The sequence below is a fragment of the Streptomyces sp. NPDC057002 genome (genome assembly GCF_042673825.1).
Taxonomy (GTDB): Bacteria; Actinomycetota; Actinomycetes; order Streptomycetales; family Streptomycetaceae; genus Streptomyces.
The window spans coordinates 1,168,104-1,194,980 of record NZ_JBHURZ010000001.1 but is presented as its reverse complement, the minus strand read 5'-3'; the positions used below and the strand labels follow the sequence as shown (position 1 = coordinate 1,194,980).

21 protein-coding genes are annotated in these 26,877 nt (G+C 71.8%); 13 read left to right on the top strand and 8 right to left on the bottom strand.

Going from position 1 to position 26,877, the window contains the following annotated elements:
- Positions 1–26: 26 nt before the first annotated feature.
- Complete coding sequence (locus ACFT32_RS05415) at positions 27–371, top strand: GNAT family N-acetyltransferase (RefSeq protein ID WP_382486075.1); 345 nt, start codon at positions 27–29, stop codon at positions 369–371.
- 453 nt (positions 372–824) lie between these two features.
- On the opposite strand, the gene gndA is transcribed toward ACFT32_RS05415, so the two are convergent.
- Positions 825–2,264 (bottom strand): NADP-dependent phosphogluconate dehydrogenase, encoded by a 1,440-nt coding sequence (gene gndA, locus ACFT32_RS05410; RefSeq protein ID WP_382486074.1) that lies wholly within the window; start codon positions 2,262–2,264, stop codon positions 825–827.
- 348 nt (positions 2,265–2,612) lie between these two features.
- Between gndA and ACFT32_RS05405 the strand changes: the two genes are divergently transcribed.
- A complete protein-coding gene (locus ACFT32_RS05405) occupies positions 2,613–3,845 on the top strand; it encodes a transglycosylase family protein (RefSeq protein WP_382486072.1) in 1,233 nt (410 codons plus the stop codon).
- Here ACFT32_RS05405 and ACFT32_RS05400 read toward each other — a convergent pair.
- Complete coding sequence (locus ACFT32_RS05400; protein WP_382486070.1) at positions 3,835–5,400, bottom strand: DMT family transporter; 1,566 nt, start codon at positions 5,398–5,400, stop codon at positions 3,835–3,837. The two genes, ACFT32_RS05405 and ACFT32_RS05400, sit on opposite strands and share 11 nt — an antisense overlap.
- Before the next feature lie 210 nt (positions 5,401–5,610).
- Between ACFT32_RS05400 and ACFT32_RS05395 the strand changes: the two genes are divergently transcribed.
- The 6 genes from ACFT32_RS05395 (at position 5,611) to ACFT32_RS05370 (ending at position 14,646) form a co-directional block, all read left to right on the top strand.
- Positions 5,611–6,366, top strand: coding sequence for a (2Fe-2S)-binding protein (locus ACFT32_RS05395; protein ID WP_382486068.1), 756 nt, complete (start codon positions 5,611–5,613; stop codon positions 6,364–6,366).
- 39 nt (positions 6,367–6,405) lie between these two features.
- Positions 6,406–7,557, top strand: a complete 1,152-nt coding sequence (glgA, locus tag ACFT32_RS05390) for a glycogen synthase (RefSeq protein WP_382486066.1) — start codon at positions 6,406–6,408, stop codon at positions 7,555–7,557.
- 51 nt (positions 7,558–7,608) lie between these two features.
- Positions 7,609–8,829, top strand: coding sequence for a glucose-1-phosphate adenylyltransferase (glgC, locus tag ACFT32_RS05385; protein ID WP_382486064.1), 1,221 nt, complete (start codon positions 7,609–7,611; stop codon positions 8,827–8,829).
- A 102-nt stretch (positions 8,830–8,931) separates the two neighbouring features.
- Positions 8,932–11,550, top strand: coding sequence for a PA14 domain-containing protein (locus ACFT32_RS05380; RefSeq protein ID WP_382486062.1), 2,619 nt, complete (start codon positions 8,932–8,934; stop codon positions 11,548–11,550).
- A 144-nt stretch (positions 11,551–11,694) separates the two neighbouring features.
- Positions 11,695–13,038 carry a wax ester/triacylglycerol synthase family O-acyltransferase gene (locus ACFT32_RS05375; RefSeq protein WP_382486060.1) on the top strand — a complete coding sequence of 448 codons (1,344 nt, stop codon included), beginning with the start codon at positions 11,695–11,697 and terminating at the stop codon, positions 13,036–13,038.
- Between the two features lie 105 nt (positions 13,039–13,143).
- The gene (locus tag ACFT32_RS05370; protein WP_382486058.1) at positions 13,144–14,646 is read left to right on the top strand and encodes an SDR family NAD(P)-dependent oxidoreductase; all 1,503 of its coding nucleotides are present in this window, start codon (positions 13,144–13,146) and stop codon (positions 14,644–14,646) included.
- Here ACFT32_RS05370 and ACFT32_RS05365 read toward each other — a convergent pair.
- Both ACFT32_RS05365 and ACFT32_RS05360 read right to left on the bottom strand, forming a co-directional pair.
- Positions 14,625–15,449 carry an SDR family oxidoreductase gene (locus tag ACFT32_RS05365; RefSeq protein ID WP_382486056.1) on the bottom strand — a complete coding sequence of 275 codons (825 nt, stop codon included), beginning with the start codon at positions 15,447–15,449 and terminating at the stop codon, positions 14,625–14,627. The two genes, ACFT32_RS05370 and ACFT32_RS05365, sit on opposite strands and share 22 nt — an antisense overlap.
- 25 nt (positions 15,450–15,474) lie before the next feature.
- Entirely contained in the window at positions 15,475–15,924 is a 450-nt protein-coding gene (locus tag ACFT32_RS05360) for a hypothetical protein (protein WP_382486054.1), read from the bottom strand.
- Between the two features lie 454 nt (positions 15,925–16,378).
- Between ACFT32_RS05360 and ACFT32_RS05355 the strand changes: the two genes are divergently transcribed.
- On the top strand, positions 16,379–16,552 hold the full coding sequence (locus ACFT32_RS05355; RefSeq protein ID WP_184587767.1) for a hypothetical protein: 174 nt from the start codon (positions 16,379–16,381) through the stop codon (positions 16,550–16,552).
- A 57-nt stretch (positions 16,553–16,609) separates the two neighbouring features.
- Complete coding sequence (locus ACFT32_RS05350; protein WP_382486052.1) at positions 16,610–17,092, top strand: GNAT family N-acetyltransferase; 483 nt, start codon at positions 16,610–16,612, stop codon at positions 17,090–17,092.
- 35 nt (positions 17,093–17,127) lie between these two features.
- Here the strand turns inward: ACFT32_RS05350 and ACFT32_RS05345 are convergent, their stop codons facing one another.
- Positions 17,128–17,550 carry a VOC family protein gene (locus ACFT32_RS05345; protein ID WP_382486050.1) on the bottom strand — a complete coding sequence of 141 codons (423 nt, stop codon included), beginning with the start codon at positions 17,548–17,550 and terminating at the stop codon, positions 17,128–17,130.
- Positions 17,551–17,756: 206 nt separating this feature from the next.
- Positions 17,757–19,100, bottom strand: coding sequence for an amidase (locus ACFT32_RS05340; protein ID WP_382486048.1), 1,344 nt, complete (start codon positions 19,098–19,100; stop codon positions 17,757–17,759).
- Positions 19,101–19,326: 226 nt separating this feature from the next.
- Here ACFT32_RS05340 and ACFT32_RS05335 point away from each other — a divergent pair, with 226 nt between their 5' ends.
- Both ACFT32_RS05335 and ACFT32_RS05330 read left to right on the top strand, forming a co-directional pair.
- A complete protein-coding gene (locus tag ACFT32_RS05335; protein ID WP_382486046.1) occupies positions 19,327–21,180 on the top strand; it encodes a family 20 glycosylhydrolase in 1,854 nt (617 codons plus the stop codon).
- Between the two features lie 12 nt (positions 21,181–21,192).
- The gene (locus tag ACFT32_RS05330; RefSeq protein WP_382486044.1) at positions 21,193–22,731 is read left to right on the top strand and encodes an alpha-L-fucosidase; all 1,539 of its coding nucleotides are present in this window, start codon (positions 21,193–21,195) and stop codon (positions 22,729–22,731) included.
- A 6-nt stretch (positions 22,732–22,737) separates the two neighbouring features.
- On the opposite strand, the gene ACFT32_RS05325 is transcribed toward ACFT32_RS05330, so the two are convergent.
- Both ACFT32_RS05325 and ACFT32_RS05320 read right to left on the bottom strand, forming a co-directional pair.
- Entirely contained in the window at positions 22,738–23,769 is a 1,032-nt protein-coding gene (locus tag ACFT32_RS05325) for an alpha/beta hydrolase family protein (protein ID WP_382486042.1), read from the bottom strand.
- A gap of 528 nt (positions 23,770–24,297) precedes the next feature.
- Positions 24,298–25,308 carry a LacI family DNA-binding transcriptional regulator gene (locus ACFT32_RS05320; protein WP_382487048.1) on the bottom strand — a complete coding sequence of 337 codons (1,011 nt, stop codon included), beginning with the start codon at positions 25,306–25,308 and terminating at the stop codon, positions 24,298–24,300.
- Positions 25,309–25,582: 274 nt separating this feature from the next.
- On the opposite strand from ACFT32_RS05320, the gene ACFT32_RS05315 reads away from it, so the two are divergent.
- Positions 25,583–26,872, top strand: a complete 1,290-nt coding sequence (locus ACFT32_RS05315; RefSeq protein WP_382486040.1) for an ABC transporter substrate-binding protein — start codon at positions 25,583–25,585, stop codon at positions 26,870–26,872.
- Positions 26,873–26,877: the final 5 nt, after the last annotated feature.

Sequence of the window (26,877 nt, the reverse complement as noted above, 5' to 3'; positions counted from 1 at the left end):
CACACACGGGACAGGAGCACGTCCGTATGAAGGACCTGGAGATCCGCGACGACCGGGCCGCCGGCCGCCTGGAGGCGCTGACCGGCGGTGAAGTCGTCGGCCGCGTCGAGTACTTCGTCCTCGAGAGCCCCGCGCGAGCGCTCGTGCCCGTGCACACGATCGTCGAGCCGGCCCACGAGGGCCAGGGCATCGCGGGGTCGCTGGCACGCGAGCTGTACGCCGTCGCCGGCCGCGAGCACAGCGCGGTCGCCTCGCTGTGCCCCTACGTCACCCGATGGGCCGAACGCCACCCCGACGAGGCCCGCCCGGCCGATCCAGAACTGCTGACGGCGGCAAAGGACTGGCTGTCCGCCCACCCCGGCCGCTTCTGACCCACCTGGCCCCCTTCCCGTCCCGCGCCGGAGTGACTGGGCAAGCGGGTGCCGGGTAGGCGGGGGAGTAGTCCAGAGCCGGAGTCGATCGACTGGCTGGAGGGCCTCATGACGAATCCGTTTCCCGACCCCGTGCACCCGGGGCCGACACCGGGCCCGGATCCCCAGCACCCGGAGCCGCGCCCGGACCCGGTGCCGGATCCGCAGCCGCCGCCGGGCCCGGAGCCGACCCCGCCGCCCCCGTCCCCGACCCCGCCCCCGGGGCCGGACCCCGTGCCGGGTCCCGACCCGTCACCGATCCCCCCGGGCCCGGAACCCGTACCGAACCCCGAGCCGGGCCCGCCGCTGTCCTGAACCGACGGCGAGAGAACACACGAGAACATGAGAAAGGGGCCGGTGGACGGCCAATCTGGCCGTCCACCGGCCCCTCACTGTTCCGTCAGCGGCGACCGCCTACGCGTCGACCTCTGACCGGTCCCCGCCCCACAGCGTGTGGAACGAGCCGTCCCGGTCCACCCTGCGGTACGTGTGCGCACCGAAGTAGTCCCGCTGCCCCTGCGTCAGCGCCGCAGGCAGCCGCTCCGCGCGCAGGGCGTCGTAGTAGGCGAGGGCCGCGGCGAAGCCGGGGGTCGGCACGCCCTCGCGGGTCGCGGCGATCAGCACCTCGCGCCAGTCGTCCTGGGCGTCCCCGATCTCCTGCGCGAACGTCGCGTCCGACAGCAGGCTGGGCAGGTCCGGCCGGGTGTCGTAGGCGGAGCGGATCCGGTCCAGGAAGGCCGCGCGGATGATGCAGCCGCCACGCCACAGCGCGGAGACCGCACCGAGGTCGATGTCCCAGCCGTACTCGTCGCGGGCCGCGTCGATCTCGTGGAAGCCCTGCGTGTACGACACGATCTTCGACGCGTACAGCGCCTGCTCCACACGGTCGGCGAAGGCCTGCGCCTCGGACTCGCTGAGCGCCTTGGCCTTCGGGCCGGCCAGCCCGCGCGAGGCCTCCCGCAGCGCCGCGTGGCCGGAGAGCGAACGGGCGAAGACTGCCTCCGCGATACCGGACACCGGAACACCAAGGTCGAGGGCGATCTGGACCGTCCAGCGGCCGGTGCCCTTCTGCTCGGCCTGGTCCACCACCACGTCCACGAACGGCTTGCCCGTCTCCGCGTCGACGTGCGACAGCACCTCGGCCGTGATCTCGATCAGGTAGGAGTCGAGACGGCCCTGGTTCCAGGTGCGGAAGATCTCCGCGATCTGCGCGGGGGAGTAGCCGGCGACATCGCGCAGCAGCTGGTACGCCTCGCCGATGAGCTGCATGTCCGCGTACTCGATGCCGTTGTGCACCATCTTCACGAAGTGCCCGGCACCGTCCGGACCGACGTGGGAGACACAGGGCGAACCGTCGGCCGCCTTCGCCGAGATCTTCTCGAGCATCGGGCCCAGCGAGTCGTACGACTCCTTCGGGCCGCCCGGCATGATGCTCGGCCCGTTGAGCGCGCCCTCCTCGCCGCCGGAGACGCCCATGCCGACGAAGTGGATGCCCTGCTCGCGCAGGTCGCGCTCCCGGCGCCGGGTGTCCGCGAAGTGCGCGTTGCCGCCGTCGATGATCATGTCGCCGGGCTCCAGCAGCGGGGCGAACTCCTGGATCACCGCGTCCGTCGGGTCACCGGCCTTCACCATCACGACCAGCCGCCGCGGCCGCTCCAGCGCCGCTACGAAGTCCTTCGCACTCTCGCACGCGACGAACTCCCCCTCGCCGCCGAACTCCTCCACCAGGGTGCGCGTGCGCGCGGGCGTCCGGTTGTGCACCGCCACCGCGTAGCCGTTGCGGGCGAAGTTGCGGGCGAGGTTGCGGCCCATGACCGCGAGACCCGTGACGCCGATCTGCGCTGTACTGCTCATTCGGTTGGCTCCTAAAGACCTCGGTATCGGTGCTGCGGGTGGTGTCCACCAGCATGCCCCCGTCGACCATCCTGACGTGCCGCTACTCCGTCCGCACGCGCGGGTCGTACGACGTCGCGCAGCGTGATACGCACGAAAGCCCCTTCGCGCTCAGCCGATGTACGCGTCCCCGCGCACGTCGCACACGCGCACCGGGTGGCGTACACGGTGCACCGCCGTGGCGCACGTCGCGCAACAGGGGCCTCATACCGGCCATTTGGGCACCCGGGCGGCTGATAGGCGTCTTGTTCTGGCCGGTTCGCAGCGCTTACTTTTGCCCCTCCTGACGCATGTCTAGGGGGGCAATCGATGGCCGTACGCGGCCGGCACCGCCGGTATCAGCCGAACAGGATCAACCGCGCCTCACTCACCGTCACGGCGGGTGGCGCGGGCATGGCACTGCCGTTCATGGGCACCGGCGCCGCCCAGGCGGCGGACGTGGACACCTGGAACAAGGTCGCCGCCTGCGAGTCCACCAGCAACTGGAGCATCAACACCGGAAACGGGTTCTACGGCGGTCTGCAGTTCACCCAGTCCACCTGGGAGGCGTACGGCGGCCGGACCTACGCGGTACGCGCGGACCTGGCCACCAAGGACCAGCAGATCGCCGTCGCCGAGAAGGTGCTCGACGGGCAGGGCCCGGGCGCCTGGCCGGTCTGCTCGGAACGGGCCGGACTGACCCGGGGCGGAGGCGAGCCCGACATCCGGCCGGCCGCCGAGAGCACGAAGAAGGACACGAAGAAGGACACGAGGAAAAGGGCGAAGACGTCCATCGAGGACGTTCGGCCGCAGTCCACGCCGCAGTCCCGGGCGGGCAGCGCCGAGATGTACACCGTGGTCCGCGGCGACACCCTCTCCGCAATCGCGTCCGACCAGGAGGTCAGAGGCGGCTGGCGGGGACTGTACGCAGCGAACCGCTCGGCCATAGGAGCCGACCCCGACCTGATCGTGCCCGGTCAGCGGCTCGCGCTGAGCGGCGAGGGCGCCACGAAGACACGTCCCGCGCACAAGCCGGCCCCGGCGGCCAAGCCGTCGCCCAAGAAGCCGGACCGCGCGAAGGAACGGGTGAGCGAACACACCAAGGACCGCTCCAAGGACGAGAGCAAGGAGCGCGCCGGAAGGTCCACGTCCGCCCGGCAGGGCCTTGTCGCTCCCGTCAGCGGCTCCCTGGGAACGCCCTACCGCAAGGCGGGCTCGTCCTGGTCGAAGGGCTACCACACCGGCGTCGACTTCCCCGTGCCCACGGGCACGTCCATCAGGTCGGTCGCGGCGGGCAGCGTCGTCAGCGCGGGCTGGGGCGGCTCGTTCGGCTACCAGGTCGTGGTCCGGCACGGCGACGGCCGCTACAGCCAGTACGCCCACCTGTCGGCGATCTCCGTACGGGACGGGCAGACGGTGACCGCAGGCCAGCGCATCGGCCGCTCCGGCTCCACCGGCAACAGCTCGGGCCCGCATCTGCACTTCGAGGTGCGGACGGGGCCCGGTTTCGGTTCGGACGTCGACCCGGTGGCCTATCTCAGGGCCGGCGGCGTCACGATCTGACGCGCGTGCGGTGCCGGTCGTCCGTGGGGAGCGGGACGTACGGGATGCCGTAGAAGGGCACGTAGGAGAGCGGGCGGCGATCGCCGGGGCCTGAGGCCACCGACGGTTCCCCGCTCTCGTACGCCATGTCCGGCGCGGCCTCGGACTCGGCGGCCAGGGGCATCGCTTCGTCCCCGGGCCGGCCACGCCCGACCGCGCCACGGTCCCCTGCCCCGGCACGCGCCTTGGGCAGCACGTCCACGGCCACGGGCGGCGCCCCCACGGTCCCGGTCAGTGCGCCCAGAGGCTCCTCCGAACCGTTCACCGCTTCGGCCAGGCCGCCCACGCCGACGGGCGACGCCCGCACAGTCTCGGACGGTGCGCTCCCGGGCCCGGACGAGCCGTCCACCGCCTCGCCCAGGGCGCCCACGCCGACGGGCGCGGCCCAGACAGTCCCGGGCGGCGCGCTCAGGGGCTCCGGCAAACCGTTCACCGCACCGGCCAGGCCGCCCACTTCGACGGGCGACGCCTTCGCGGTCTCGGGCAGCGAGCCCCTGCTTCCGGGCACACTGCCCACCGCCCCTGCCGGACCGCTCGTGCTCGCGGACGCGACACCCACCGGCTCCGGCCGGCCCTGTCCGCTCCCCGCAGGCTGGGGCAGCGTCCCGGACGTCCCGAGGCCCGTGTCCACGGGGACCAGGCCCGTGCCCGCGACCTCCAGGCCCGTCCCCGGGCGCTCCGGCTGGGCCTGTGCGAGCCGTTCCGTCGTCAGGAGGATCAGGCCGCCCGCCGCCACCACGCCACAGCTCAGGGCGAGCGCCGTGCCCGTCGTGCCGTAGCGGAAGGTTTCTCCGAACATCGTGATGCCGACCGCGGCCGCCACCACCGGGTTCACGACCGTCAGCGTGGCCAGCGGGGCCGTGAGACCGCCGCCCCGGTACGCGGCCTGCGACAGCAGCATGCCCGCCGTGGCGAGGACGCCGATCACGGCCAGCGAGGGCACGTCGGCCGCCGACACACCTCCGGTCCAGTCGACCGCGACGGTCTTGGTGAACACCGAGGACATGCCAAACGCGATACCGGAGGCCGTCGCCAGCAGCATGCTGCGGACCGCCGGGTGCCGGTGCGCGGCCCGGGCGGCGATCATCAGCGCCACGACCGCACCCGCCGTGACGACGGCCACGGCCACCCGCTGGGCCGTGTCCAGCGACCGCGCGTCGGACGCGGCGACCAGGGACAGCAGACCGGCGAGACCCACCGTCGCCATGATCGCGCCCCGCCAGGCCGTGGCACCCGCCTTGCGGCCGACGAACAGCGCCGCCATCGGCAGGGCCACCACGATGGTCAGCGCGCCCAGCGGCTGCACCAGGCTCAGCGGACCGTACGCCAGCGCCACCACGTGCAGCAGACCGCCGAGGCCGTTGAGCCCGACCGCCGCCCACCAGCCCGGCCGGCGCAGCGGCGCGTACTCCTCGCCCGGCGAGGACTCCGCCACCCGCTCCTGCACGATCGCCCCGCCCGCGTACGCGACGGCGGACACGAGGGACAGCAGGACGGACAACGCGAGGGCGCTCATCGGCTGCTCCTCTGCGTCAGGCGGGGGCTAGAGGCCCGGCGCGGCGAAAGGTCGGCTTTCATGTCCAACACCCTGCCGTGTCCAGGTCTTCCCGTCGTCGTCCCTGAGCACTCATTGGGTCCTACTGCCGATGGAGTACGAGGGGAGCACCGTCATCCCCAGGGTGGGCGGCCACGGTCGGGGGCCACCGGGTCGCATCCCCTAGGGGCCTTGGTACTACTGGTCTTCGTGGACCTCGACCCCGACCTCGCCGCGCTCCGCCCGCTCGGCGGCTTCTTCGCGCTGCGCACGGAAGGAGCGGCGGCCAGGCCTCTTCCCACTCTCGCACAGGCCTACCGCGAAACGTCACCGGACGTGTACGGAAATCCCCTGATTTTTCGCGTCCACAAGGTGGCTCGTGCCCTGCACGCCCCGGAGTTGCGCGTCGCGGCGTCCATCACCCACCAAGGGCTCGCGGCCCGGCTCTGGTCCGTCGCGCTGGGCTGCGCCGTCCTCCACGGCAGCGTCCCCGACCTCGACGCCCGGCTGCTGCGCTGGGACTCCGACGGCAGCGCCCCCGACGACCTGTGGCTCACGGACGTACGACCGCTCCCCGGGGACGCGGCGACCGTCGCGGACACGGTCCTGCTCGGCCATCTCGAACCCCTGGCGGCGGCCCTGCGCGCCCACTACCGCCTCGCCCCCGGCCTGCTGCGCGGCAACGCCGCCTCCGCGCTGGCGGGCGCCGCCCGCGAACTCGACCGCTGGGCCCGGCGGCACGACCGTACGGACACCGCCGCCCGGGCCCGCTCCCTGACGGCGGAACTGCTCGCGCATCCCCTGCTCGCGGGCACCGGAACCCTCACCGGCACGGCCTTCCGGCGCCGCAGCTGCTGCCTGTACTACCGGGTGCCCGGCGGGGGCGTCTGCGGCGACTGTTGCTTCACGACACCGCCCCGCTCTTCCCCACACGCCCCATCTGGGTGACCATGAAAGGGAACGGCCGCTGAGAGCAGGGAGTTGCGGGTGCGAGTGGGACTGCTGACCCGGGAGTACCCGCCGGATGTGTACGGCGGAGCGGGCGTCCATGTGGAGTTCCTCGCCCGGGAGCTCAGAGCCCTGGTCGACCTGGACGTGCACTGCTGGGGCGAGGGCCGCGCCGACGGCGTGCGGCGCCACCGGCCCTGGTCCACGCTCGACGGCGCCAATGACGCGCTGCGTACCTTCTCCGTGGACCTCGCCATGGCCGCCGCCCTGGAGGGCCGCGAGCTGGTCCACTCCCACACCTGGTACGCCAACCTCGGCGGACACCTCGCCAAGCTGCTGTACGGCATCCCGCACGTGATCACCGCCCACTCCCTGGAGCCGCTGCGCCCCTGGAAGGCCGAGCAGCTCGGCGGCGGCTACGAGCTGTCCAGCTGGGCTGAACGCACCGCGATCGAGGCGGCGGACGCGGTGATCGCCGTGTCCGGGGCCATGCGCGAGGACATCCTCGGCTGCTACCCCGCACTGGACCCGGAGCGGGTCCACGTCGTGCACAACGGCATCGACACCGCCCTCTACCGGCCCGACCACGGCACGGACGCCCTGGACCGGATCGGACTCGACCGCTCCCGTCCGTATGTGCTGTTCGTCGGCCGGATCACCCGGCAGAAGGGCGTGCCCCACCTGCTGCGCGCGGTGCGGGACATCGACCCGGCCGCCCAGGTCGTGCTGTGCGCGGGAGCACCGGACACGCCGGAGATCGACCAGGAGTTCCGTGAGCTGTTCGGGGAGCTGAGCGGGGTCCGCGACGGTGTGTTCTGGATTCCGCGGATGCTGCCGCGCCCGGAGGTGATCCAGCTCCTCACACATGCCGCGCTGTTCGTCTGCCCCTCGGTGTACGAGCCGCTCGGCATCGTGAACCTGGAGGCGATGGCCTGCGGCACGCCCGTGGTGGCCTCGGCGGTCGGCGGCATCCCCGAGGTCGTCGACGACGGCAGGACCGGTCTGCTCGTCCCGGCGGGCGACGACTTCGAGGCGGGTCTCGCCCGGGCCATGGACACCGTCCTGGGCGACCCGGAGAACGCCGGGCGGATGGGCGTGGCCGGGCGGGAGCGGGCGGTCGGCGAGTTCGGCTGGGACGCGGTGGCCCGCCGCACGGTCCGGCTCTACGAGGAGATCCTGAAACAGGCTTAGCGCGTCCCGCTCAGGGGCAGGCATCGGTCAATCGGCGTGAGGGGAGCGGCCATGCGTCGTGGTGGTCCTTCGGTCCTGGGAATCGTGCTGGCCGGCGGCGAGGGCAAACGCCTGATGCCCCTGACCGCGGACCGCGCCAAACCCGCGGTCACCTTCGGCGGCACCTACCGCCTGGTCGACTTCGTGCTGTCCAACCTCGTCAACGGCGACATCCTGCGTATCTGCGTCCTGACGCAGTACAAGTCGCACTCGCTGGACCGGCACATCACCACCACCTGGCGGATGTCCAACCTGCTCGGCAACTACGTCACGCCCGTGCCCGCCCAGCAGCGCCTCGGCCCGCGCTGGTACCTGGGCAGCGCCGACGCGATCCTGCAGTCGCTGAACCTGATCTACGACGAGCGCCCCGAGTACGTCGCCGTCTTCGGCGCCGACCACGTCTACCGCATGGACCCCCGCCAGATGCTCGCCCAGCACATCGACAGCGGCGCGGGCGTGACGGTGGCCGGGATCCGGGTGCCGCGCACCGAGTCCTCGTCGTTCGGCGTGATCACACCGGGCTCGGACGGCCAGACGGTGGAGCGCTTCCTGGAGAAGCCGACGGATCCGCCCGGTCTGCCGGACGACCCCGACATGGTCTTCGCCTCCATGGGCAACTACATCTTCACCACCAAGTCCCTCATCGAGGCGCTCCGGCGGGACGCGGAGGACGAGGCCTCCGTGCACGACATGGGCGGCTCGATCCTGCCGCAGCTCACCGACCGGGGCGAGGCGGCGCTGTACGACTTCAGCGCCAACCACGTGCCCGGCGAGACCACCCGCGACCAGGGCTACTGGCGGGACGTCGGCACGCTGGACGCCTACTACGAGGCCCACATGGACCTGATCGCCGAGCGCCCGGCCTTCAATCTGTACAACCGCAGCTGGCCGATCTACACGCACTCGTACCAGCTCTCGCCGGCCCGCTTCAACGCCGGCGGCATCGCCAGCGAGTCCATCATCAGCGCGGGCTGCCTGGTGCGCGGCCAGGTCACGCGGTCCGTGCTCTCGCCGGGGGTCGTGGTGGACCCGGGGGCGGTGGTGCAGGGCTCCGTGCTGCACGACAACGTGCACATCGGCCGGGGTGCGGTGGTGCGGGGCGCCGTCCTCGACAAGAACGTCGAGGTGCCGCCGGGCGCGACGATCGGCGTCAACCCGGAGCGGGACGCCGAGCTGTACACGGTGTCCAAGGGCGGCGTCATCGCCCTGGGGAAGGGCCAGTTGGTCACCTGACGCGGTCCCCGCCCGGGGACTTTGTCCTGCCTCTGGACGAAGAGCGGAATCCGTGTTGTCATGCCTGCGCCCGGATATGACATCGTTGTAAACGGAGGTTCCGTGCGTACCGGACCCCTCAGAAACCGGCTCGCGTTACTGCTCGCCGCGCTCCTCGGCCTCACCGGCCTGACCGCGGCCCCCGCCCTGGCGGACGACCCCGCAGAGATCCACGGCCTCAAGGGCGAGTACTACACCCACTCCGCCCCCGGCGCCTTCGACTTCCACACCCTCAAGGCGACGACCTTCGACCAGGACCTCGACTTCGACAACCTGGAGCCGCGCCTGAACTTCACCACCGGACGGTCGGACGACGTCAGCGTCCGCTGGACCGGAAAGATCGTTCCGGAGAAGACCGGCCCCCACACCTTCTCGGTCATCGGCGACAACGGCTTCCGCCTCTGGATCGACGGAAAGCCCCTCATCGACCACTGGGTGGACGACTGGGACCGCGAACAGACCGCACAGCCCGTCGACCTGACCGCGGGCAAGGCCTACGACATCAAGGTCGAGTACTTCGAGCACTACGGCGGATCCAACCTCCACCTCCGCTGGACCCGGCCGGGCGCCGGCAAGGAGCCGGTCCCGCAGTCGGCGTTCCGCCTCCCCGACGGCTTCGACTACGACGGAGCCCTCGCGGCCACCGTCCAGTCCACCGGCCGCACGCTCAAGCTGGACTTCGCCCAGCCCCTGGCCGCACCCCCGGCGGGCTTCACCGACCACCTCAAGGCGGTGATCGGCGGCGCCGAGTGGCCCCTGGGCGCGGCGCGACCGGACCCGTCCGACCCCACGTCCCTCCTGGTCGCCCTCGACGAGCCGGTCGTCGGCAACAAGACCGGCACGGCCCGGGGCACCGCCGACATCCGCTACGACGGTCAGGGCGGCCTCTCCGACACCGACGGCAACGTTGTCAAGGAGTTCTGGAGCAGCGGCCCCAACCGCTCGACGCACCAGCTGAGCACCCGCTGGGCCGACGAGGTCGGGCCCGGCAACGCCCACCCCGAGTACCCGCGCCCGCAACTGACCCGGGACGCCTGGCAGGGCCTCAACGGGCGCTGGCAGTTCGCCGCCGCCGAGCCCGGCGAGCAGCCGCCCGTCGGCAAGAACCTGAAGGAGCGCATCCTCGTCCCGTACCCGGTGGAGTCCCAGCTCTCCGGCATCGAACGGCACGAGGACCGCATGTGGTACCGCCGCACCTTCACGGTCCCGCGCGACTGGGACATCGGCTCCGGCAAGCGGCTCAAGCTCAACTTCGGCGGCGTCGACTGGCGGTCCGAGGTGTACGTCAACGGCAGGAAGGTCGCCGAGCACGAGGGCGGCTACGACAAGTTCAGCGCCGACATCACCGATGCGCTGAAGCCCGGCCGCACCCAGGAGCTCATCGTCGGTGTCTACGACCCGACGGACGCGGCATCCGGCGAGAACCCGCCGCTCGGCAAGCAGCGCCTGGACCCCAGCGGCATCTGGTACACCCCGTCCTCCGGCATCTGGCAGACGGTCTGGATGGAGCCGGTGGCCCGCGACCACACGGACTCCCTCAAGCTCACCCCGGACGTGGCCGGCGAGAAGCTGACCGTTCAGGCCCGCGGCGTCCGGGACGGCGTACCGATCACGGCGACGGCGTACGACGGAAAGCGCGAGGTGGCCACGGCCAGCGGCCGCACCGGCGGCCCGCTGACGCTGACCGTCCGCGACCCGCGCCTTTGGTCGCCCGACGACCCGTTCCTCTACAAGCTCAAGGTGAAGGTCGGCGTCGACCGGGTCGGGAGCTACTTCGGGATGCGCTCCATCGCCGTCGAGAAGGTGAACGGCGTCCCGCGTACGGTCCTCAACGGCGAGCCGGTCTTCATGATGGCCACCCTCGACCAGGGCTTCTGGCCGGACGGCCTGCACACCGCGCCCACCGACGAGGCCCTGGCCTACGACCTCAAGGCGCACAAGCGGCTCGGCTTCAACTCGGTCCGCAAGCACATCAAGGTCGAGCCGGACCGCTGGTTCTACTGGGCCGACCGGCTCGGGCTGCTGGTGTGGCAGGACATGCCCGCGATGACGGCCGGGGTGAACCCGAGCGAGTCCTCCCGCGCGCGGTACGAGCGCGAGATGAAGGAGATGATCGACGAGCACATCAGCAGCCCGTCGGTCGTCATGTGGGTGACCTTCAACGAGGGCTGGGGTCAGTACGACGTGGGCCGGGTCGCCGAGCAGGCCAAGGCGTGGGACCCCACCCGGCTGGTCAACGGCCAGTCCGGGCTGAACCTCGGCGCCGACGGCGGCACCGGCGACCTCATGGACGAGCACGGCTATCCGAGCCCGGCCCTGCCGCCGCGCCCGGACGGCGAGCGTGCCCTGGTCAGCGGCGAGTACGGCGGCCTCGGCCTTGCGGTGCCCGGCCATGCCTGGTCGGTGCAGCAGTCGTACGTCGACGTCGACCCGGCCACCTACACCGAGGACTACCTGACCAAGCTCGACGAGGTCCGGGCCCTGGTCTGCAAGGGCAGCAACGGTGCCGTGTACACCCAGATCGCGGACGTCGAGGGTGAGCTGAACGGCTTCCTCACCTACGACCGAGCGGTCCTGAAACCGGACACGGCTCGTCTCAAGGCGGCACACGAGGCGCTGATCCGTGACGCCTCCCGGGTGACTCCCACGGGATGCCCGGCGCCGCAACCTGTGCTGGACTGACGGCACATGCACCATAAGTCCCGCCCCTCTCGCCGGGGCGGGACTTAATCTGCTGTTAACTGTACGTAGCCTGATCGTACTTGACCGTAATCGGCTGGGGGCGGTTGACTGCTGACCCACCCGTCGTCGACGCGAGGCAAGCCCTTGACTGCTGATCTGCTCGCTCCTCTCGACCTGGCGTTCTGGAACCTCGAGTCCGCCGAGCACCCGATGCACCTCGGGGCGCTCGGGGTCTTCCCGGCCCACTCGCCGGCCGCGGGCGCCCATGCGGCGGACCTCCTTGCGGCCCGCGCCGCCGGCGTGCCCGGACTGCGGATGCGCATCCGCGACGTGTGGCAGCCGTGGCCCTCGGCGCTGCGCCGGCCGTTCGCCTTCGGCGGCGCGGCCCGGGAACCCGACCCGGACTTCGACTCCCAGCACCATGTGCGGCTGCACGCCCCGGCCGCGGACTTCCACGCGGCGGCGAGCCGGCTCATGGGGCGTCCGCTGGAGCGCGGCCGGCCGCCCTGGGAGGCCCATGTGCTGCCGGGGGAGGACGGGAACTCCTTCGCGGTGCTGTTCAAGTTCCACCACGCGCTCGCCGACGGGCTGCGGGCCCTGACCCTCGCCGCGGGCGTCATGGACCCGATGGACCTGCCCGCGCCCCGGCCCCGCACCGTCGAACCCCCGCGCGGCCTGCTCCCGGAGGTGCGCGACCTGCCCGGGATGGTGCGCGGCGCCCTGTCCGACGTGAGCCGGGCCCTGGACATCGGCGCCTCCGTCGCCCGCTCCTCCCTGGACGTGCGCTCCACCCCCGCGCTCACCTGTGAGCCGAGCGGCACCCGCCGCACCGCCGGAGTGGTTCTCGACCTCGACGACGTGCACCGCGTCCGCAAGACCGTCGGCGGCACCGTCAACGACGTGCTGATCGCCGTCGTCGCGGGCGCCCTGCGCCACTGGCTCGACGAGCGCGGCGACGGCAGCGAGGGCGTCACGCCCCGCGCCCTGATCCCCGTCTCCAAGCGCCGACCGCGCACCGCGTATCCACAGGGCAACCGGCTCTCCGGTTACCTGATAAGGCTTCCGGCGGACGATCCGGACCCGCTGGCGCGCCTCGCCTCGGTCCGCAACGCGATGGACCGCAACAAGGACGCCGGCCCCAACCGGGGCGCGGGCGCCGTCGCCCTGCTCGCCGACCACGTCCCCGCCCTGGCCCACCGGCTCGGCGGGCCCCTGGTCGGCCAGGCGGCCCGGCTCTGGTTCGACATCCTGGTGACCAGCGTGCCCCTGCCCAGCCTCGGCCTGAGGCTCGGCGGCCATCCGCTCACCGCAGTGTTCCCCTTCGCCCCGCTGGCCCCCGGCCACTCCCTGGCGGTGGCCGTCTCGACGTACCGGGGCAGCGTCCACTACGGCCTCGTCGCCGACGCCGAGGCCGTCCCCGACCTCGACCGATTCGCGACCGCCCTCTCCGAGGAGGTGCGGACACTGATCACGGCCTGCGAGTCGTGATCAGGAGCGGGTTTGGCGGTCCGGCCCCGCGCTCCGTAAAATTCGCCCTTCGAATGCGGGCGCGACCGGCGCGCCGCGACGGCAGAGCAGGGAACGACAGCGGCGATGACGGTGACAGAGGACGGCCCGCGGGCCATGGACGAGGCGAGCGGGCTCTCGTACGGACCCGGCATCGACCCGGAGCGTCTGGCCGTCTGCCTCAGCGTGCTCGAGGAACTCGACAAGCTGGAGGTCGACCACCCGGACGCCATCGCCGTGCGCCGGGCCACCGCGGGTGTCTACCGCACGGTCAAGCAGCGCCGCCGCCAGGAGCGCCGGGCAGCCAAGACCGCCCACGACAAGTCGGTCACGGAGGCCACGGCGACCGGCTCCGCCCAGCGCATCGACGACGAGACCGAGGGCATCCTGCCGTCGTCGGCCACCGAGGCGGGCAGGATCGCGGGGATACTCCAGCGCCCCCGCTCCTGCTACACCTGCAAGGCCCGCTACGTGGAAGTCGACTACTTCTACCACCAGCTCTGTCCCGACTGCGCCCGCGTGAACCGCGAGAAGCGCGACGTCCGCGCCGACCTCACCGGCAAGCGCGCCCTGCTCACCGGCGGCCGCGCCAAGATCGGCATGTACATCGCGCTACGGCTGCTGCGCGACGGCGCGCACACGACGATCACCACGCGCTTCCCGAAGGACGCCATCCGCCGCTTCAAGGCGATGGACGACTCGGCGGACTGGATGCACCGCCTCGAGGTCGTCGGTATCGACCTGCGCGACCCCGCGCAGGCCGTCGCCCTCGCCGACCAGGTCGCCGACGCCGGCCCCCTCGACATCCTCGTCAACAACGCGACGCAGACCGTGCGCCGGCTGCCCGCCGCCTACGCCGCCCTGGTCGACGGCGAGAGCGCCCCGCTGCCCGCCGGTGAACTCCCCGCCCACCACGTCATCGGCGCCTTCAACTCCGGCGCGGTCGACGGCCTGGCCGCGCTGCCGCTGGGCACCAGCGGCCTCGACGCGCAGAAGGTCGCCGACCTCGCCCTGGTCGCGGGCAACGCCAGCGTCGAGCGGCACCTCGACGGCACCGCGATCGACGCGGGCGGGCTGGTGCCCGACGTGGTCGACTCCAACACCTGGGTGCAGACCATCGAGCAGATCTCCCCGGTGGAGCTCCTGGAGACCCAGCTCTGCAACTACACGGCGCCGTTCATCCTGATCAGCAAGCTGCGGCCGGCGATGGCCGAGGCCGCGAGGAACGCGGCGAGCGGGCGGGCGTACGTCGTGAACGTCTCGGCGATGGAGGGGGTCTTCGGGCGCGGGTACAAGGGGGCGGGGCATCCGAACACGAATGCCGCGAAGGCCGCGATGAACATGGTCACGCGGACCAGTGCGCAGGAGATGTTCCAGGGTGACGGGATTCTGATGACCTCGGTCGACACGGGGTGGATCACGGATGAGCGGCCGCACTACGACAAGTTGCGGCTTGCGGAGGCGGGGTTCCATGCGCCGCTGGATCTGGTGGATGGTGCGGCTCGGGTCTATGACCCGATCGTGCGGGGTGAGGCGGGGGAGGATCTGTACGGGGTCTTCTTGAAGGACTACGCGCCGGGGAAGTGGTAGGGGCTTTGGCTGCGGGTTGAGTGGGGCTGGTCGCGCAGTTCCCCGCGCCCCTTCAGGGCGGCACGTACCCGCGTCCCCCCGTCCACCACCAGATCCGCCCCGGTCACCCACTCCGCAGCGTCCGACGCCAGCCACAGCACCGCCCGGGCGACGTCCTCCGGCTCCCCGATCCGCCCCAGCGGGAGCCCAGCGGCCACCTCGTGCTCGCCCGGTTCCCATACGAACCGGGCCATCTCGGTGCGAACCAGGCCGGGGGAGACGGAGTTCACCCGGACCCGGGGGCCCAGCTCGCCTGCCAGCTGCTGGGTGAGGTGCAGCAGCGCGGCCTTGCTCGTGCCGTACGCGCCCACGCCCGGGCCGACGTGTCCGGCGCCCTCCGTGCACACGTTGACCACCGTCCCGCCGTGTTCCGACATCCAGGACCGCCACGCGCACTGGACGAGCCGCAGCGGTGCCTCGACGTTGACGGAGAAGGCCTCGCTCCAGGCCTCGGGGACGGCGTCCATGAGCGGCCCGTACGGCTGGTTGGTCGCCGCGTTGTTGACCAGGATGTCGAGGCGGCCGAACTCGCGCAGGGCCAGCTCGGTCAGGCGCCGCGGATGGCCGGGGTCGGCGACACTGCCCGCGAGTCCGACGCCGCCCAGGTCCTCGGCGGTGCGCCGTACCTCGTCGGCGTCCCGCGCGGTCACGCACACCGATGCTCCGGCGTTCACCAGGTGCCGGGCGACGGCCAGCCCGATCCCGCGCGTCGCCCCCGTGACCACGGCGGCTCTGCCCTCCAGCCCGTACGACGAGGACCTCATCGACGTACCGTCTCATGACGCTCCGTCAGTCGACAGCCCCGAGACGGGAGTTGCGCGCAGCCAAGAGGTCCAGCACCGTGCGCCAGTCCTCCAGGACCCCGGCGTCGAACCCGGCCGTGCGGCCCTCCTCGGTCGCCTGGCGCAGGGTGAGGAGGTCGTCGTCGGCGACGGCGTCCCGGCGGGGGCACCGGTGGACGAGGCGGGAGACCCGCTCGCCCAGCAGGGCGCGCACCGCGTGGGCCGCGTGGTCGGCGCGCGCGGCCGGATCGCCGGGCCACAGCAGCCCGCCGACGGGCTGCACCAGACCCGCCACTTGGAGCTCCTTGTCGGCCGGGCGGCCACGGCGCAGCAGCGCGGCGGTCCGCAGCGCGTGGTCGTGGAGGTCGACCGGCGGGCGGTCGCGGTCCGGGGCGTCCCTGGTGCCCCGGCAGGTGTACAGCAGATCCATCAGCTCCTCGACGCTGCGCAGCTCCATGCGTCAGTCCTCCTGCGAGACAGCCGTTGCCGTGCGGCAGCAGATCATGGCGAGCTTTCGACTCAGCCAACGGCACCTGAACTGCGCAACCGTGTCGAAAGCGCCTACGCCCTTGTACGCCGTTCGGGTGGTACTCAAAACGCCTGTGAGTGAACAAATCGTCGTCTAAACCCGAGTTGAACACCAGATGACGCGCGATTGTTACCGGTCGTTTTCAGCCCCATCGAGCGGGGGCCCGCTCATTTGGTTAATCTGGTCCGGACGGACAGCAGTACGGGGTCCTACCCACACCCACGGTCCGTCATGGGGCAAGCCGGTTCACCACGGCCTCTCCCGTGAGTCGACCGGCGCCACCGCGTCCGAACTGCTTTTGACATCAGACCCATACGGGGCGTCAGGCGCAGCAGGAGCGGCGCGTGCGTCCCGAGGGTGACCGACACATAAGGAGTGCGCGGTGACACCGGAGAAGACGAATCGAGATCAGCGCCCCAAGGAACGCAGCGAGCGCGCCGGCCGGCGGGCCGACGAGCTCGGCAGCCTTGACGTGTGGGCCCGGTCGGCCCCGATCCGCCTCGCGGGCTACGAGGAGGACCTCGCAGAGCCCCACATCCTGCCCAGCGTCGACTGACCGCGGGCGCACCCCCTCCACGTTCGCCGAGGGCATGGGCGTGCCAGACTCACGCCCATGCTGATCAGGGAAGCAACGGCTGACGACTGGCCGCGTATCTGGCCGTTCTGGCACCACATCGTCGCCGCTGGCGAGACCTACGCATGGGACCCGGGTACCTCCGAGGAGGAGGCCCGGGTCCTGTGGATGAACCCGGCGAAACAGGTCTATGTCGTCGAGGACGACAGCGGCGGTGTCGTCGCCTCCGCCTATCTCACCCCCAACTACGGTGGCCCCGCCGCCCGTATCGCCAACGCCGGCTTCATGGTCGACCCCGGCCAGGGCGGCCGTGGCTACGGCCGTGCCCTCGCCGAACACCTCCTGACCGCAGCCAGGGCCGCCGGCTACCGGGGCATGGTGTTCAACGCCGTCGTCGAGACCAACCCGGCCGTGAAGCTGTGGATGTCCCTCGGCTTCACGGTCCTCGGCACGGTGCCGGAAGCGTTCGACCATCCCCGGGACGGCCGGGTGGGGCTGCACATCATGTACCGGGCGCTCTAGAGATCTCCGGCAGGCATCGGCACCCGGGGCGGTCGTCAGGGACGGACGTACGGCCGGGTCATGATCTCCATGTTGTGCCCGTCCGGGTCGTCGAAGTAGGCGCCGTGTCCGCCGAAGAGGTCGTTGACGCGGCCGGGTTCGCTGTGGCCGGGGTCGGCGTAGTAGGTGACCCCGAGCACCTCCAGGCGGCCGATCATGGCGTCGAACCGCTCCTCGGGCACGAGGAACGCGTAGTGCTGGGACTGGATCGGCTCGTCGCGCTTCTCGTAGTAGTCGAGGGTCACGCCGTTGCCCAGGTCGACGGGGAGGAACGGTCCGAAGGGGGCACCGACCTCCAGGCCGAGGACGGCCGCCAGGAATTCCGCCGACAACTGGCGGTCCGAGGCGAACACGACGGTGTGGTCGAGGTGGGCGACGGTGGTCGGCAGCGCGGGCGGCGTGTGCTGTGCGTGGGACATGAGTGGGTTCGTCTCCGGGTTCCGGGATCCGTGGTGAGGCGCCGTGGTGGCGCGGGGGACGGGGAAACGGAGACGAGAGGCGGGGCCCGTGCCCTTGCCGGCTCTCGGACGGGCCCGGGCGGGGTCACCCCCGCCGCGCTCACGTCGAGGCCGGGCGCCTCACTCGTGCATGGCCTACGGCCGACCCGGTAGTCACCCGGCCGACTCTAGTTCACCGGCGCCGTACGCTGCCACGGGATTCTTGCCTCCAACTGCTCGGCCAGGGAAAGGAGTCGGGACTCCGTGCCCGGGCGTCCCACCAGCTGCACGGCACAGGGGGCGCCGGAGGGGAGGGTTCCGCAGGGGACGGACATGGCGGGCCAGCCGGTCAGGTTCCACGGGGGCGTCAGCGGCGAGTAATTCGTGTTCGCCAGCACATTGCGCAGCCAGCCCCGCTCGTGCCAGGGCGCGGCCTTCGGGGAGCGGCGGGCGAGTGCGGGGGTGAGCAGCACGTCGTACTCGGCGAAGAAGGGCTCCAGCCGTCGGCGCAGTTGATCCCGGCTCGCCCCGGCGCGTGCCGTGGCCACGAAGGGCCGGCCGAGTGCGGAGTGGACGCGGGTGCGGCGCGTGAGCAGACCTCGGTCGAGGTGCCGCGCGTCCGCTGCCGTGCCCGCCGTCCAGTGGATCAGCGAGGTCAGGGGGAGCGACATCGGGTAGGGCGGGTCGGCGCGCCGGACCTGATGGCCCGCCTTCATCAGCACCTCGGCCGCCTCCCGGGCGGCGGTCGTGTACGGCCGGCTGATCGTGACCCCGGCCAGGGGGCTGCGCAGCGACACGGCGACCCGGAGGCCGCTCGGCTCGGACCGGGGCCCGGGCTCGGTGCCCGCGAGGACCGAGAGCATCAGTCGGGCGTCCTCGACCGTCGTGGCGAGGGGCCCGTTCTCCGACATGCCGAACCAGTCGCTGTCCCCGACGCCCGTCGGGACCACCCCGTGGCCCGGCTTGATGGTGACGAGGCCGCAGTTGGCGGCCGGTATGCGCAGCGAGCCCATGCCGTCGTTGCCGAGGGCGATCGGCACCATCCCGGCGGCGACCGCGGCGGCGCTGCCGCCCGACGAACCGCCCGCCGAGCGCGTCGGGTCCCAGGGATTGCGGGAGATGCCCAGCACGCCGTCCGTCGTGCCGAAGACACACAGTTCCGGGACGTTCGTCAGCCCCACCACCACCGCGCCCGCCGCCCGCAGCCGGGCCACCGTCACATGGTCCTCGGCCGCCGCTGTGCCGGGTGTGGCGGCCGAGCCGACGCGCCGGGACTCGCCGCGCACCGTGAGGTTGTCCTTGACCGCCACGGGCACCCCGGCCAGGGGCAGATCGGCGAAGTCGCCGCGCGCGGCCATCTCCTCGGCCTCGGCCAGCGCCGCCTCGGCACGCACCGTGCGGAAGGCCCCGACCCGGCCGTCGAGCCGCTCGATCCGGTCGAGGTGCTCGGCGACCACCTCGCGAGGGGTGACCCGCTTCTCACGGACGGCGGCGGATATCTCGGCGGCGGTGCGGCCGGCCCAAGTGGTCACGGAGAACTCCTCGGAGGGGAGAGGCACGGGATTACTGGCGAGTACGTAGGGAGAACTGTGCACCGGCAGGGGGCGCACGTCGAGGTCACCGGCCGGACAACGCCCCTCGGTGCGCCCCTCACGCCCTCGGACATCCGATCAATGTCTCAACTTTCGTGCTTGCACGCCCCATTGACAGGCATCGACGCCAGCTCAATGATCAGACGTCCGATGAATGGGGAGCCGTATGACTGAGCGCAGAAGACGGCGAACGTGGTGGCCCGGAGTCCTGGCGGTACTGGCGCTGCTCGTCACGGCGGCACCGGGGACATCCGCGGTCGCGGGCGAGGAGCAGCGGACACCGGTCACCGTGCCCGCACTCACCGACTGGTCCCCGGAAGCCGGGAGTTACGCCTACGGCCGGGGCACCCGGCTGGTGGCCGGTACCGGGGCCGAGCGCCGGGTCGCCGGCACCCTCGCCGCCGACCTCCGGGCGGCCGGTCACGGCACGGTCCCCGTCGTAGGGGGCGGAGCCCGGGCCGGTGACATCGTTATCGACATCGAGCCCGGCAGATCCTCGCTCGGCCCGGAGGGCTACGAACTCCACGTGGGCCGACGGCTGTCGGTGACGGGCGCGACCGAGGCCGGCGCCTTCTACGGCACCCGGACCCTCCTCCAGCTCCTCGCCCGGGGCGACCGTGTCCCCGCCGGACGCACCGTCGACGTACCCCGCTACAAGGAACGGGGCGTCGGCGTCTGCGCCTGCTACGTCCATGTCTCGCTGCCCTGGCTGGAGAACCTGGTGCGCGAGATGGCGTATCACAAGCTCAACCAGCTGCTCCTCGAACTGAAGGTGAAGAGCGACGCCCACCCCGAGGCCAACACCTGGGGCTACTACACCAAGGACGAGATCCGCCGGCTGGTCGCGCTCGGCGAGAAGTACCACGTCGAGATCATTCCCGAGATCAACTCCCCGGGCCACATGGACCCGTGGATCGAGAACCGCCCCGACCTCCAGCTCACCGACACGGACGGAAACAAGCAGCCCTCCCGGCTGGACATCACCCGGCCCGAGGCCTTCGCCTACTACACGAGCCTGATGGACGAGTACGCCGAGGTCTTCCCCGGGCGGGACTGGCACATGGGCGCCGACGAATACATGCTCGGCTCCGACTTCGCCAAGTACCCGCAGGTCCTGGAGTACGCACGGGAGAGATACGGCCCGCACGCCAGACCCCAGGACGCGTTCGTCGACTTCGTCAACCGCGTCCACGCCTACGCGACGTCCAAGGGCAAGCGGCTGCGCATCTGGAACGACGGGCTCACGGGCGCCAACACCGTGCCGGTCGCGGCCGGTACGACGGTCGAGCACTGGCTGAACGTGGCGGTCAAGCCCAGCCGGCTCATCGCCGAGGGCTACCCCTTGATGAACGCGGCGTACGCGCTCTACCTCGTCCGCGGAGGCTTCCACACCGACACCGGGGCTCTCTACGACCAGAGCTGGGACCCGCGCGGCTTCGAGGGCGAGAAGCTCACCTCCAGCCAAGGCATCACCGGCGCGAAGATCAGCCTCTGGCCCGACAACGGCCGCGGGGAGACCGAGAACGAGGTGGCCGTCGCACTGTGGCCCGCCCTGCGGCACATCGCGCAGGCCACCTGGGGCGACCCGCATCCCGACGCCACGTACGACGGGTTCACCGCGCGCGGTACGGCCGTGGGCCACGCGCCCGGCTTCCGTGACCTGACCCGGGTGCCGGTCGCGGACGGGACATACACGTTCCGGGCGTCCGGCAAGTCGTTCACCGCCGCCGTCCGGCGCACGGCCGACGGCTACGTCACCCTGCGGACCCAGGACGGCTGTCTGGAGGTGCGGGGCGGGAAGCTCACGCTCAACGTGCCCCTCCAGCCGGGCGTCGAGGTGACACCGCAGACCTGCGACCCCGCCGGCACCCTCCAGCGCTGGGCGCTGGAGCCGGCCGGCGAAGGCGGCCACCGGCTCGTCAACGCCATCACCCGGATGACGGTGAGCGTGACGGACGACGGCCGGATCGCGCAGTACCCGCCCGACCAGCGCACCCCCGCCGTCTGGCATCTGACCTGAGGAGTCGTCGCCATGGCCGTGTCCCGACGCGTGTTCATCGCATCAGCCGCCGTCCTCGCCGCGACCGCCGGCATGACGGCACCCGCACTCGCGGCCCCGCCGGACCCCCGTCGCAGCCGCATCCCCGTCGGCCCCGACGACACTCCGGAGGACCTGGTCCGCAAGGCCTCCCAAGTGCGCCCCACCGCAGGGCAGATCGCCTGGCAGCGCCTGGAGCGCACCGCCTTCCTGCACTTCGGCGTGAACACCTTCACCGGCCTGGAATGGGGCACCGGCGACGAGGACCCGGACGTCTTCCAGCCGGCCGGCCTCGACACCGACCAGTGGGCCCGTGCCCTGCGCGACGGCGGCTTCAAGCTGGCCATCCTCACCGTCAAGCACCACGACGGCTTCGTCCTCCACCCCTCCCGCTACACCGGCCACACGGTGGCGTCCAGCAGCTGGCGCGACGGCCGGGGTGACGTCCTGCGCGACTTCGCCGACTCCATGCGGCGGCACGGCATCAAGGTCGGCGTCTACATCTCGCCGGCCGACGAGAACCAGTATCTGCACGGCGTGTACGCCAACGGCAGCGCCCGCGCCGACCGCACGATCCCCACCCTCGTCGACGGCGACGACCGCACCCCGCCCCGCTCGTACACGCTCCCCGCCACCGACTACGGCGCCCATATGCTCAACCAGCTCTACGAGGTGCTCACCGAGTACGGCCCGGTCGACGAGGTGTGGTTCGACGGGGCCCAGGGGCACATCCCGCCGGAGAAGGTCGAGAAGTACGACTGGGACAGCTGGTACACCCTCGTACGGTCCCTCGCCCCGGACGCCGTCGTCGCCGTGACCGGGCCGGACGTCCGCTGGGTCGGCAACGAGGGCGGGCTGGCCCGGGAGGACGAATGGAGCGTCGTCCCCGTCCAGGAGAAGGACTACGGACGGACCGACTACGCCCTCTCCTACGACGCCCCGGACATGGGCAGCCGGGACGCGCTGGTCGCGGCCCGGCCTGTCGCCGACTACCTCCAGTGGTGGCCCGCCGAGTGCGATGTGTCGATCCGGGACGGCTGGTTCTACCACCCCGACCAGCAGCCCAAGAGCGTCGAGCAGTTGACGGACATCTACTTCCGGTCCGTCGGCCGGAACTCGGTACTGCTCCTCAACATCCCACCGGACACCGAGGGGTTGCTGCCCGCCGCCGACGTCACACGCCTGCGGGAGTTCCGCGAGCGGGTCGACGGCGAACTGCCCGAGGACCTGGCGCACGGTGCCCCGACCAGCAGCTCGCCGGGGCGGGTCACCGTCGACCTCGGCCGGGAGCGGGACGTGGACCGGGTCCGGCTGGCGGAGGACATCCGGTACGGCCAGCAGGTGGAGAGCTTCGTGGTGGAGGCGTATCGCGACGGCGGCTGGAGGGAGGTGGGCCGGGCGGGGGTCGTCGGAGCGAGCCGGATCCTGCTGCTGCCGGGCGCCGTGCGGGCCCGGCGGTGGCGGGTGCGGGTGACCGGGGCGCGAGGGGCCGTACGGATCGCGGAGTTCGGGCTGTACCGGTCCCGGGTGTGACCGGGCTCAGCGCAGGTGGCGTGCGAAGAAGGCCTCGGTGACGTCCATCTCCGAGGCCCACCGCGGCCCGAATGTGTGCCCCTCGCCGGCGACGGTGCGGAGCTCGACGTCCTTGCCGGCCTTCTCGAACGTGGCGGACACCTCCCGTGACCAGGCGAGGGGGCAGGTGTCGTCCGCGGTGCCGTGCTGGATCAGCAGGGGTTCGCTCACGCGGTCGGCGTAGGTGAGCGGCGAGACGCCGCGCCAGAAGTCCGGGTCCTCCTCGGGTGTGCCGTGCTTCTCCTCGATCTCGGCCACGAGGGGGTCGCCGTCGGGCCGCTGGAACTGGTCGATGTTCTCCTGCGGGCGGGCGCTCACCGGCGCGTACGCCACGGCCGCGTCGAACAGACCGGGCGCCACGACCAGCGTGTTGTACACGACCCCGCCGCCCATCGACCGGCCGAAGAGACCGAGGCGGTCGCCGTCGATCTCCGGGCGCCCCGACTCGCGCAGGGCCAGGGCGGCGCCGATGACGTCCTCGGTGTAGCCGAGCCGCAGATTCACGTCGTTGCCGGGGTCCTCGTCGGAGCGGGCGTGGTTGCGGTAGTCGGTGTGCAGCACGACATAGCCGTTGCGGGCCAGGCGGTCCTGTTCGCGTGGCATGCCCTGGCCGCTGAAGTAGTCGTCCGGGTCGATGTATCCGTGCGCCAGCACCAGTGCCGGGAAGGGGCCCTCGCCCTCGGGGATGTTCATGATCCCCGAGATCGTCAGGCCGTTCGCCTCGTAGGTGACGGCGTACCGGGTGTAGGCGGAGTTCCGGTCGAGCACGTCCCCGAGACGCAGCCCGGAGCCGGTGTGCTCGCTCCGCATCAGGGCGGGGAGGGAGACGGGGTCGGCCGGTGAGGGGGTGGGGGAGGGCGTGCCGCGAGGTCGTTCGCTCGTGGCGGGGGCCGAGGCCGGAGGGGTCTCGGGGGTGCCTTCGCCCCCACCGCCGGTGCAGCCGATCGCGAGGGTCAGCAGCAGCCCGGCGGCGGCCCAGGCGGTGCGCCGCACACGCATACCGCCCATTGTGGCCCTCCCGGTCCGGGAGCGGCAGGCCCGCACAGGGGGCGTTCCGCGGGCGGCGCGACGGGGCGCGGGGGTGCGTACCGATGGTGCGACGGGCCCGCGGTGCGCGTTCTGCCCGGGTCGCTCCGCGCCGCACCGGGGTCCCCGCACGGGGTGCGTGCCGGCACGGGTTCGGTGGGGCCTGGCCGGGCGGCACAGCCTGGGGTTCCGTGGTGCGTGTGTCGTCCGGCCGGGTTGCTCCGTGCCGGGCCGGGGTCCGCGCGCAGGGTGCGTGCCGGCACGGGGCTTGGTGGGGCCTGGCCGGGCGCCTCAGCCTGGGGTTCCGTGGTGCGTGTGTCGTCCGGCCGGGCCGCTCCGCGCCGGGCTGGGAGCCCCGCGCAGGGCGAGTGCCGGCACGGGACTCCGTGGTGCGTGTGCCCCCGGCCGGGCCGTTCCGCGCCGGGAGCCCCGCACGGGGTGCGTGCCGGCATCGGTCCCGGGGAGTCCTCGCCCTGCACGTGGCCTGCCGCAGCCCGGTGTTCACACCCCCCGGGCCGCCCCCGTACTGTCCCGCTCGATCAGCCGCGGTACCGGCACCCGTACCGCCCGGGCCGGGCCGCCGTCGAGGAGGGCGGTCAGTTCCCCGGCGGCCGTGCGGCCGAACTCGACGCTGTCCCGGGACAGCGCGGACAGCCACGGTTTGACCAGACGGCACAGGGCGGAGTCCTCCCAGGCCACCACCGACACGTCGGCCGGCACCGCGTAGCCGAGCTCGGTCGCGGCGGCGACCCCGGCGACGGCCATCACGTCGTTGTCGTAGATCAGGGCCGTCGGGGCGGCCGGACCGTCCAGGACCCGGCGGGTGACGGCCGCGCCCGCCTCGTCCGAGTAGTCGGTCGGCACCGACTGCACCTCCGACAGGCCCAGGCGCTCGGCCTCGGCGCGCAGCGTACGGATGCGGCGCTCGGTGTGGGCCAGCCCGGGCAGTCCGGCGATGTGCGCGATCCGCCGATGGCCGAGCGCGTACAGCTCGTCCACCACCGCGGCCATGGCGCCCGCGTCGTCCGCCCACACCGTCGAGAGACCCGGGTGCCGTTCGTCCGGGGCACCGCCGATCACCACGGCGGGCAGCCCGAGCTCGTCGAGGAGGCCGGGCCGGGGGTCGTCGGTGCGCGGGTCGACGACCAGCACGCCGTCCACCCGGTGCTCGGCCCACCACCGCCGGTACACCGCGCACTCGTCGTCGATGTCCTCGGCGATCTGGAACAGCAGACCGAGATGACGCTCGGCCAGCACCTCCTGGATGCCGGAGACCAGTTGCAGGAAGAACGAGTCCACGCCCAGCGTGCCCGCCGGCCGGGCCAGCACGAAGCCGACCGTCGCCGCGCCCTCCCCGGACAGGGCGCGCGCCGCCGTGCTGGGCCGCCAGCCAAGTTGCTCGGCGACCCGGCGCACCCGGTCCCGGGTCACCTCGGAGACCCCGGGCCTGCCGTTGAGCGCGAAGGAGACCGCGCTCTCGGAGACCCCGGCCCGCCGGGCGATGTCCTTCATCGTCGGCCGGCGCGCCGGTGAGCGCTTTCCCGTCACGCTTGCTTCTCCATTCGACTTGCGCTGTGCACTAATGCGCTTGAGCTTCCTTACCCTAAAGCGCATTAGTGATCGAACACAAGAAGTCGCCTGACTCGGCGATGACCTGCGGTTATGTCCAACTAAAGACTTTAGCTGAGCAGAATCCATTGACTTCCCCCAAGAGAACGATGCAAGGTCTGGCCCGGCGCCATTTCCGCCGCCCTCTCCCGCCCTGCCTTCGAAGGAGCCGGTCACCGTGCGCATCTCCCGCAGAGCCTTCGCCGCCGCTGCCGTCGCTGTCCTGCTGCCCCTGAGCGCCTGCGGTTCCGGGGGCGACGGAGGCGGTTCGAGCGACGCCTCGGGCAAGGTCGAGGGCGACATCACGTTCCAGACGTGGAATCTGCGCGCCAACTTCAAGCCGTACTTCGAGGGCCTGATCGCCGACTTCGAGAAGAAGCATCCCGGCACCGAGGTGAAGTGGGTCGACCAGCCCGCCGAGGGCTACGCCGACAAGATCAGCGCCGACGCGGCCGGCGGCACCCTGCCCGACGTCGTCAACGTCTCCCCGGACCTCGTCGCCCCGCTCGCCAAGGCCGGACTCGCCCTCGACCTGGACAAAGCCGCCCCGCAGTACGAGAAGGAGTATCTGCCGGGCGCCTGGGCGGGCCATCGGATACCGGGCATGACCGGTACGTACGCCTTCCCCTGGTACCTCAACACCGGCCCGCTCTTCTACAACAAGACCCTGTTCAAGGAGGCCGGGCTCGACCCGGACCAGCCGCCGAAGACGTACGACGAAGTCTTCTCCGCCGGCCTGAAGATGGCGGAGAAGAGCGGCGGCAAGGTCGCCACCCTCGCCAACGTGCCCACCATCGAGGACTTCGGCCGCTACGGCGTGCAGCTGATGAACAAGGAGGGCACCGCCTTCTCCTTCAACGACGGCAAGGGTGTGCGACTCCTCGCCAAGTACAAGGAGTTGTACGACGCGAAGGCCCTCGACCCGCAGGCGCTGACCGCCACCCCGGAGTCGTCCGGCAAGAAGTTCCTCACCGGCGCCGTCGCCATGAACCCCGGCAGCGCCCTGGACCTCGGCAACTTCAAGAAGCAGGCGCCGAGCCTGTACAAGAACATCGGCATCACCGACCAGATCACCAGCACCGGGCACGTCAACATGTATGTGATGGGCGTGATGGTCAACTCCCAGTCGAAGCGGAAGCCCGCGGCCGTCGCCTTCGCGCACTTCGTCACCGACGCGGCGCACCAGATGTCGTTCGCCAAGAAGGTCGCCATCTTCCCGAGCACCGCAGGCTCGCTGGACGACCCGTACTTCACCAAGGAGGACGGGACCGACGAGACGCGTGTCCGGGTCGCCGCCGCCAAGTCCCTGAAGACGGCGGTCAACTACACGCCGGTGCTGTTCAGCGAGCAGATGAAGATCGCGCTGCGCAACGAGGTCGCCAAGGCGCTGCAGGGCAAGCAGAGCCCCAAGGAAGCTCTCGACAACGCTGTCAAGGAGTGCGACCGGCTCCTGCAGCAGCAGGGCTGACCCGG

Excerpts from the sequence above, each read along its gene's own strand:
- ACFT32_RS05415 (WP_382486075.1), top strand. The coding sequence starts at position 27 with ATGAAGGACCTGGAGATCCGCGACGACCGGGCCGCCGGCCGCCTGGAG.
- gndA (WP_382486074.1), bottom strand. The coding sequence starts at position 2,264 with ATGAGCAGTACAGCGCAGATCGGCGTCACGGGTCTCGCGGTCATGGGC.
- ACFT32_RS05405 (WP_382486072.1), top strand. The coding sequence starts at position 2,613 with ATGGCCGTACGCGGCCGGCACCGCCGGTATCAGCCGAACAGGATCAAC.
- ACFT32_RS05400 (WP_382486070.1), bottom strand. The coding sequence starts at position 5,400 with ATGAGCGCCCTCGCGTTGTCCGTCCTGCTGTCCCTCGTGTCCGCCGTC.
- glgC (WP_382486064.1), top strand. The coding sequence starts at position 7,609 with ATGCGTCGTGGTGGTCCTTCGGTCCTGGGAATCGTGCTGGCCGGCGGC.
- ACFT32_RS05370 (WP_382486058.1), top strand. The coding sequence starts at position 13,144 with ATGACGGTGACAGAGGACGGCCCGCGGGCCATGGACGAGGCGAGCGGG.
- ACFT32_RS05365 (WP_382486056.1), bottom strand. The coding sequence starts at position 15,449 with ATGAGGTCCTCGTCGTACGGGCTGGAGGGCAGAGCCGCCGTGGTCACG.
- ACFT32_RS05360 (WP_382486054.1), bottom strand. The coding sequence starts at position 15,924 with ATGGAGCTGCGCAGCGTCGAGGAGCTGATGGATCTGCTGTACACCTGC.
- ACFT32_RS05350 (WP_382486052.1), top strand. The coding sequence starts at position 16,610 with ATGCTGATCAGGGAAGCAACGGCTGACGACTGGCCGCGTATCTGGCCG.
- ACFT32_RS05345 (WP_382486050.1), bottom strand. The coding sequence starts at position 17,550 with ATGTCCCACGCACAGCACACGCCGCCCGCGCTGCCGACCACCGTCGCC.
- ACFT32_RS05335 (WP_382486046.1), top strand. The coding sequence starts at position 19,327 with ATGACTGAGCGCAGAAGACGGCGAACGTGGTGGCCCGGAGTCCTGGCG.
- ACFT32_RS05330 (WP_382486044.1), top strand. The coding sequence starts at position 21,193 with ATGGCCGTGTCCCGACGCGTGTTCATCGCATCAGCCGCCGTCCTCGCC.
- ACFT32_RS05325 (WP_382486042.1), bottom strand. The coding sequence starts at position 23,769 with ATGCGTGTGCGGCGCACCGCCTGGGCCGCCGCCGGGCTGCTGCTGACC.
- ACFT32_RS05320 (WP_382487048.1), bottom strand. The coding sequence starts at position 25,308 with ATGAAGGACATCGCCCGGCGGGCCGGGGTCTCCGAGAGCGCGGTCTCC.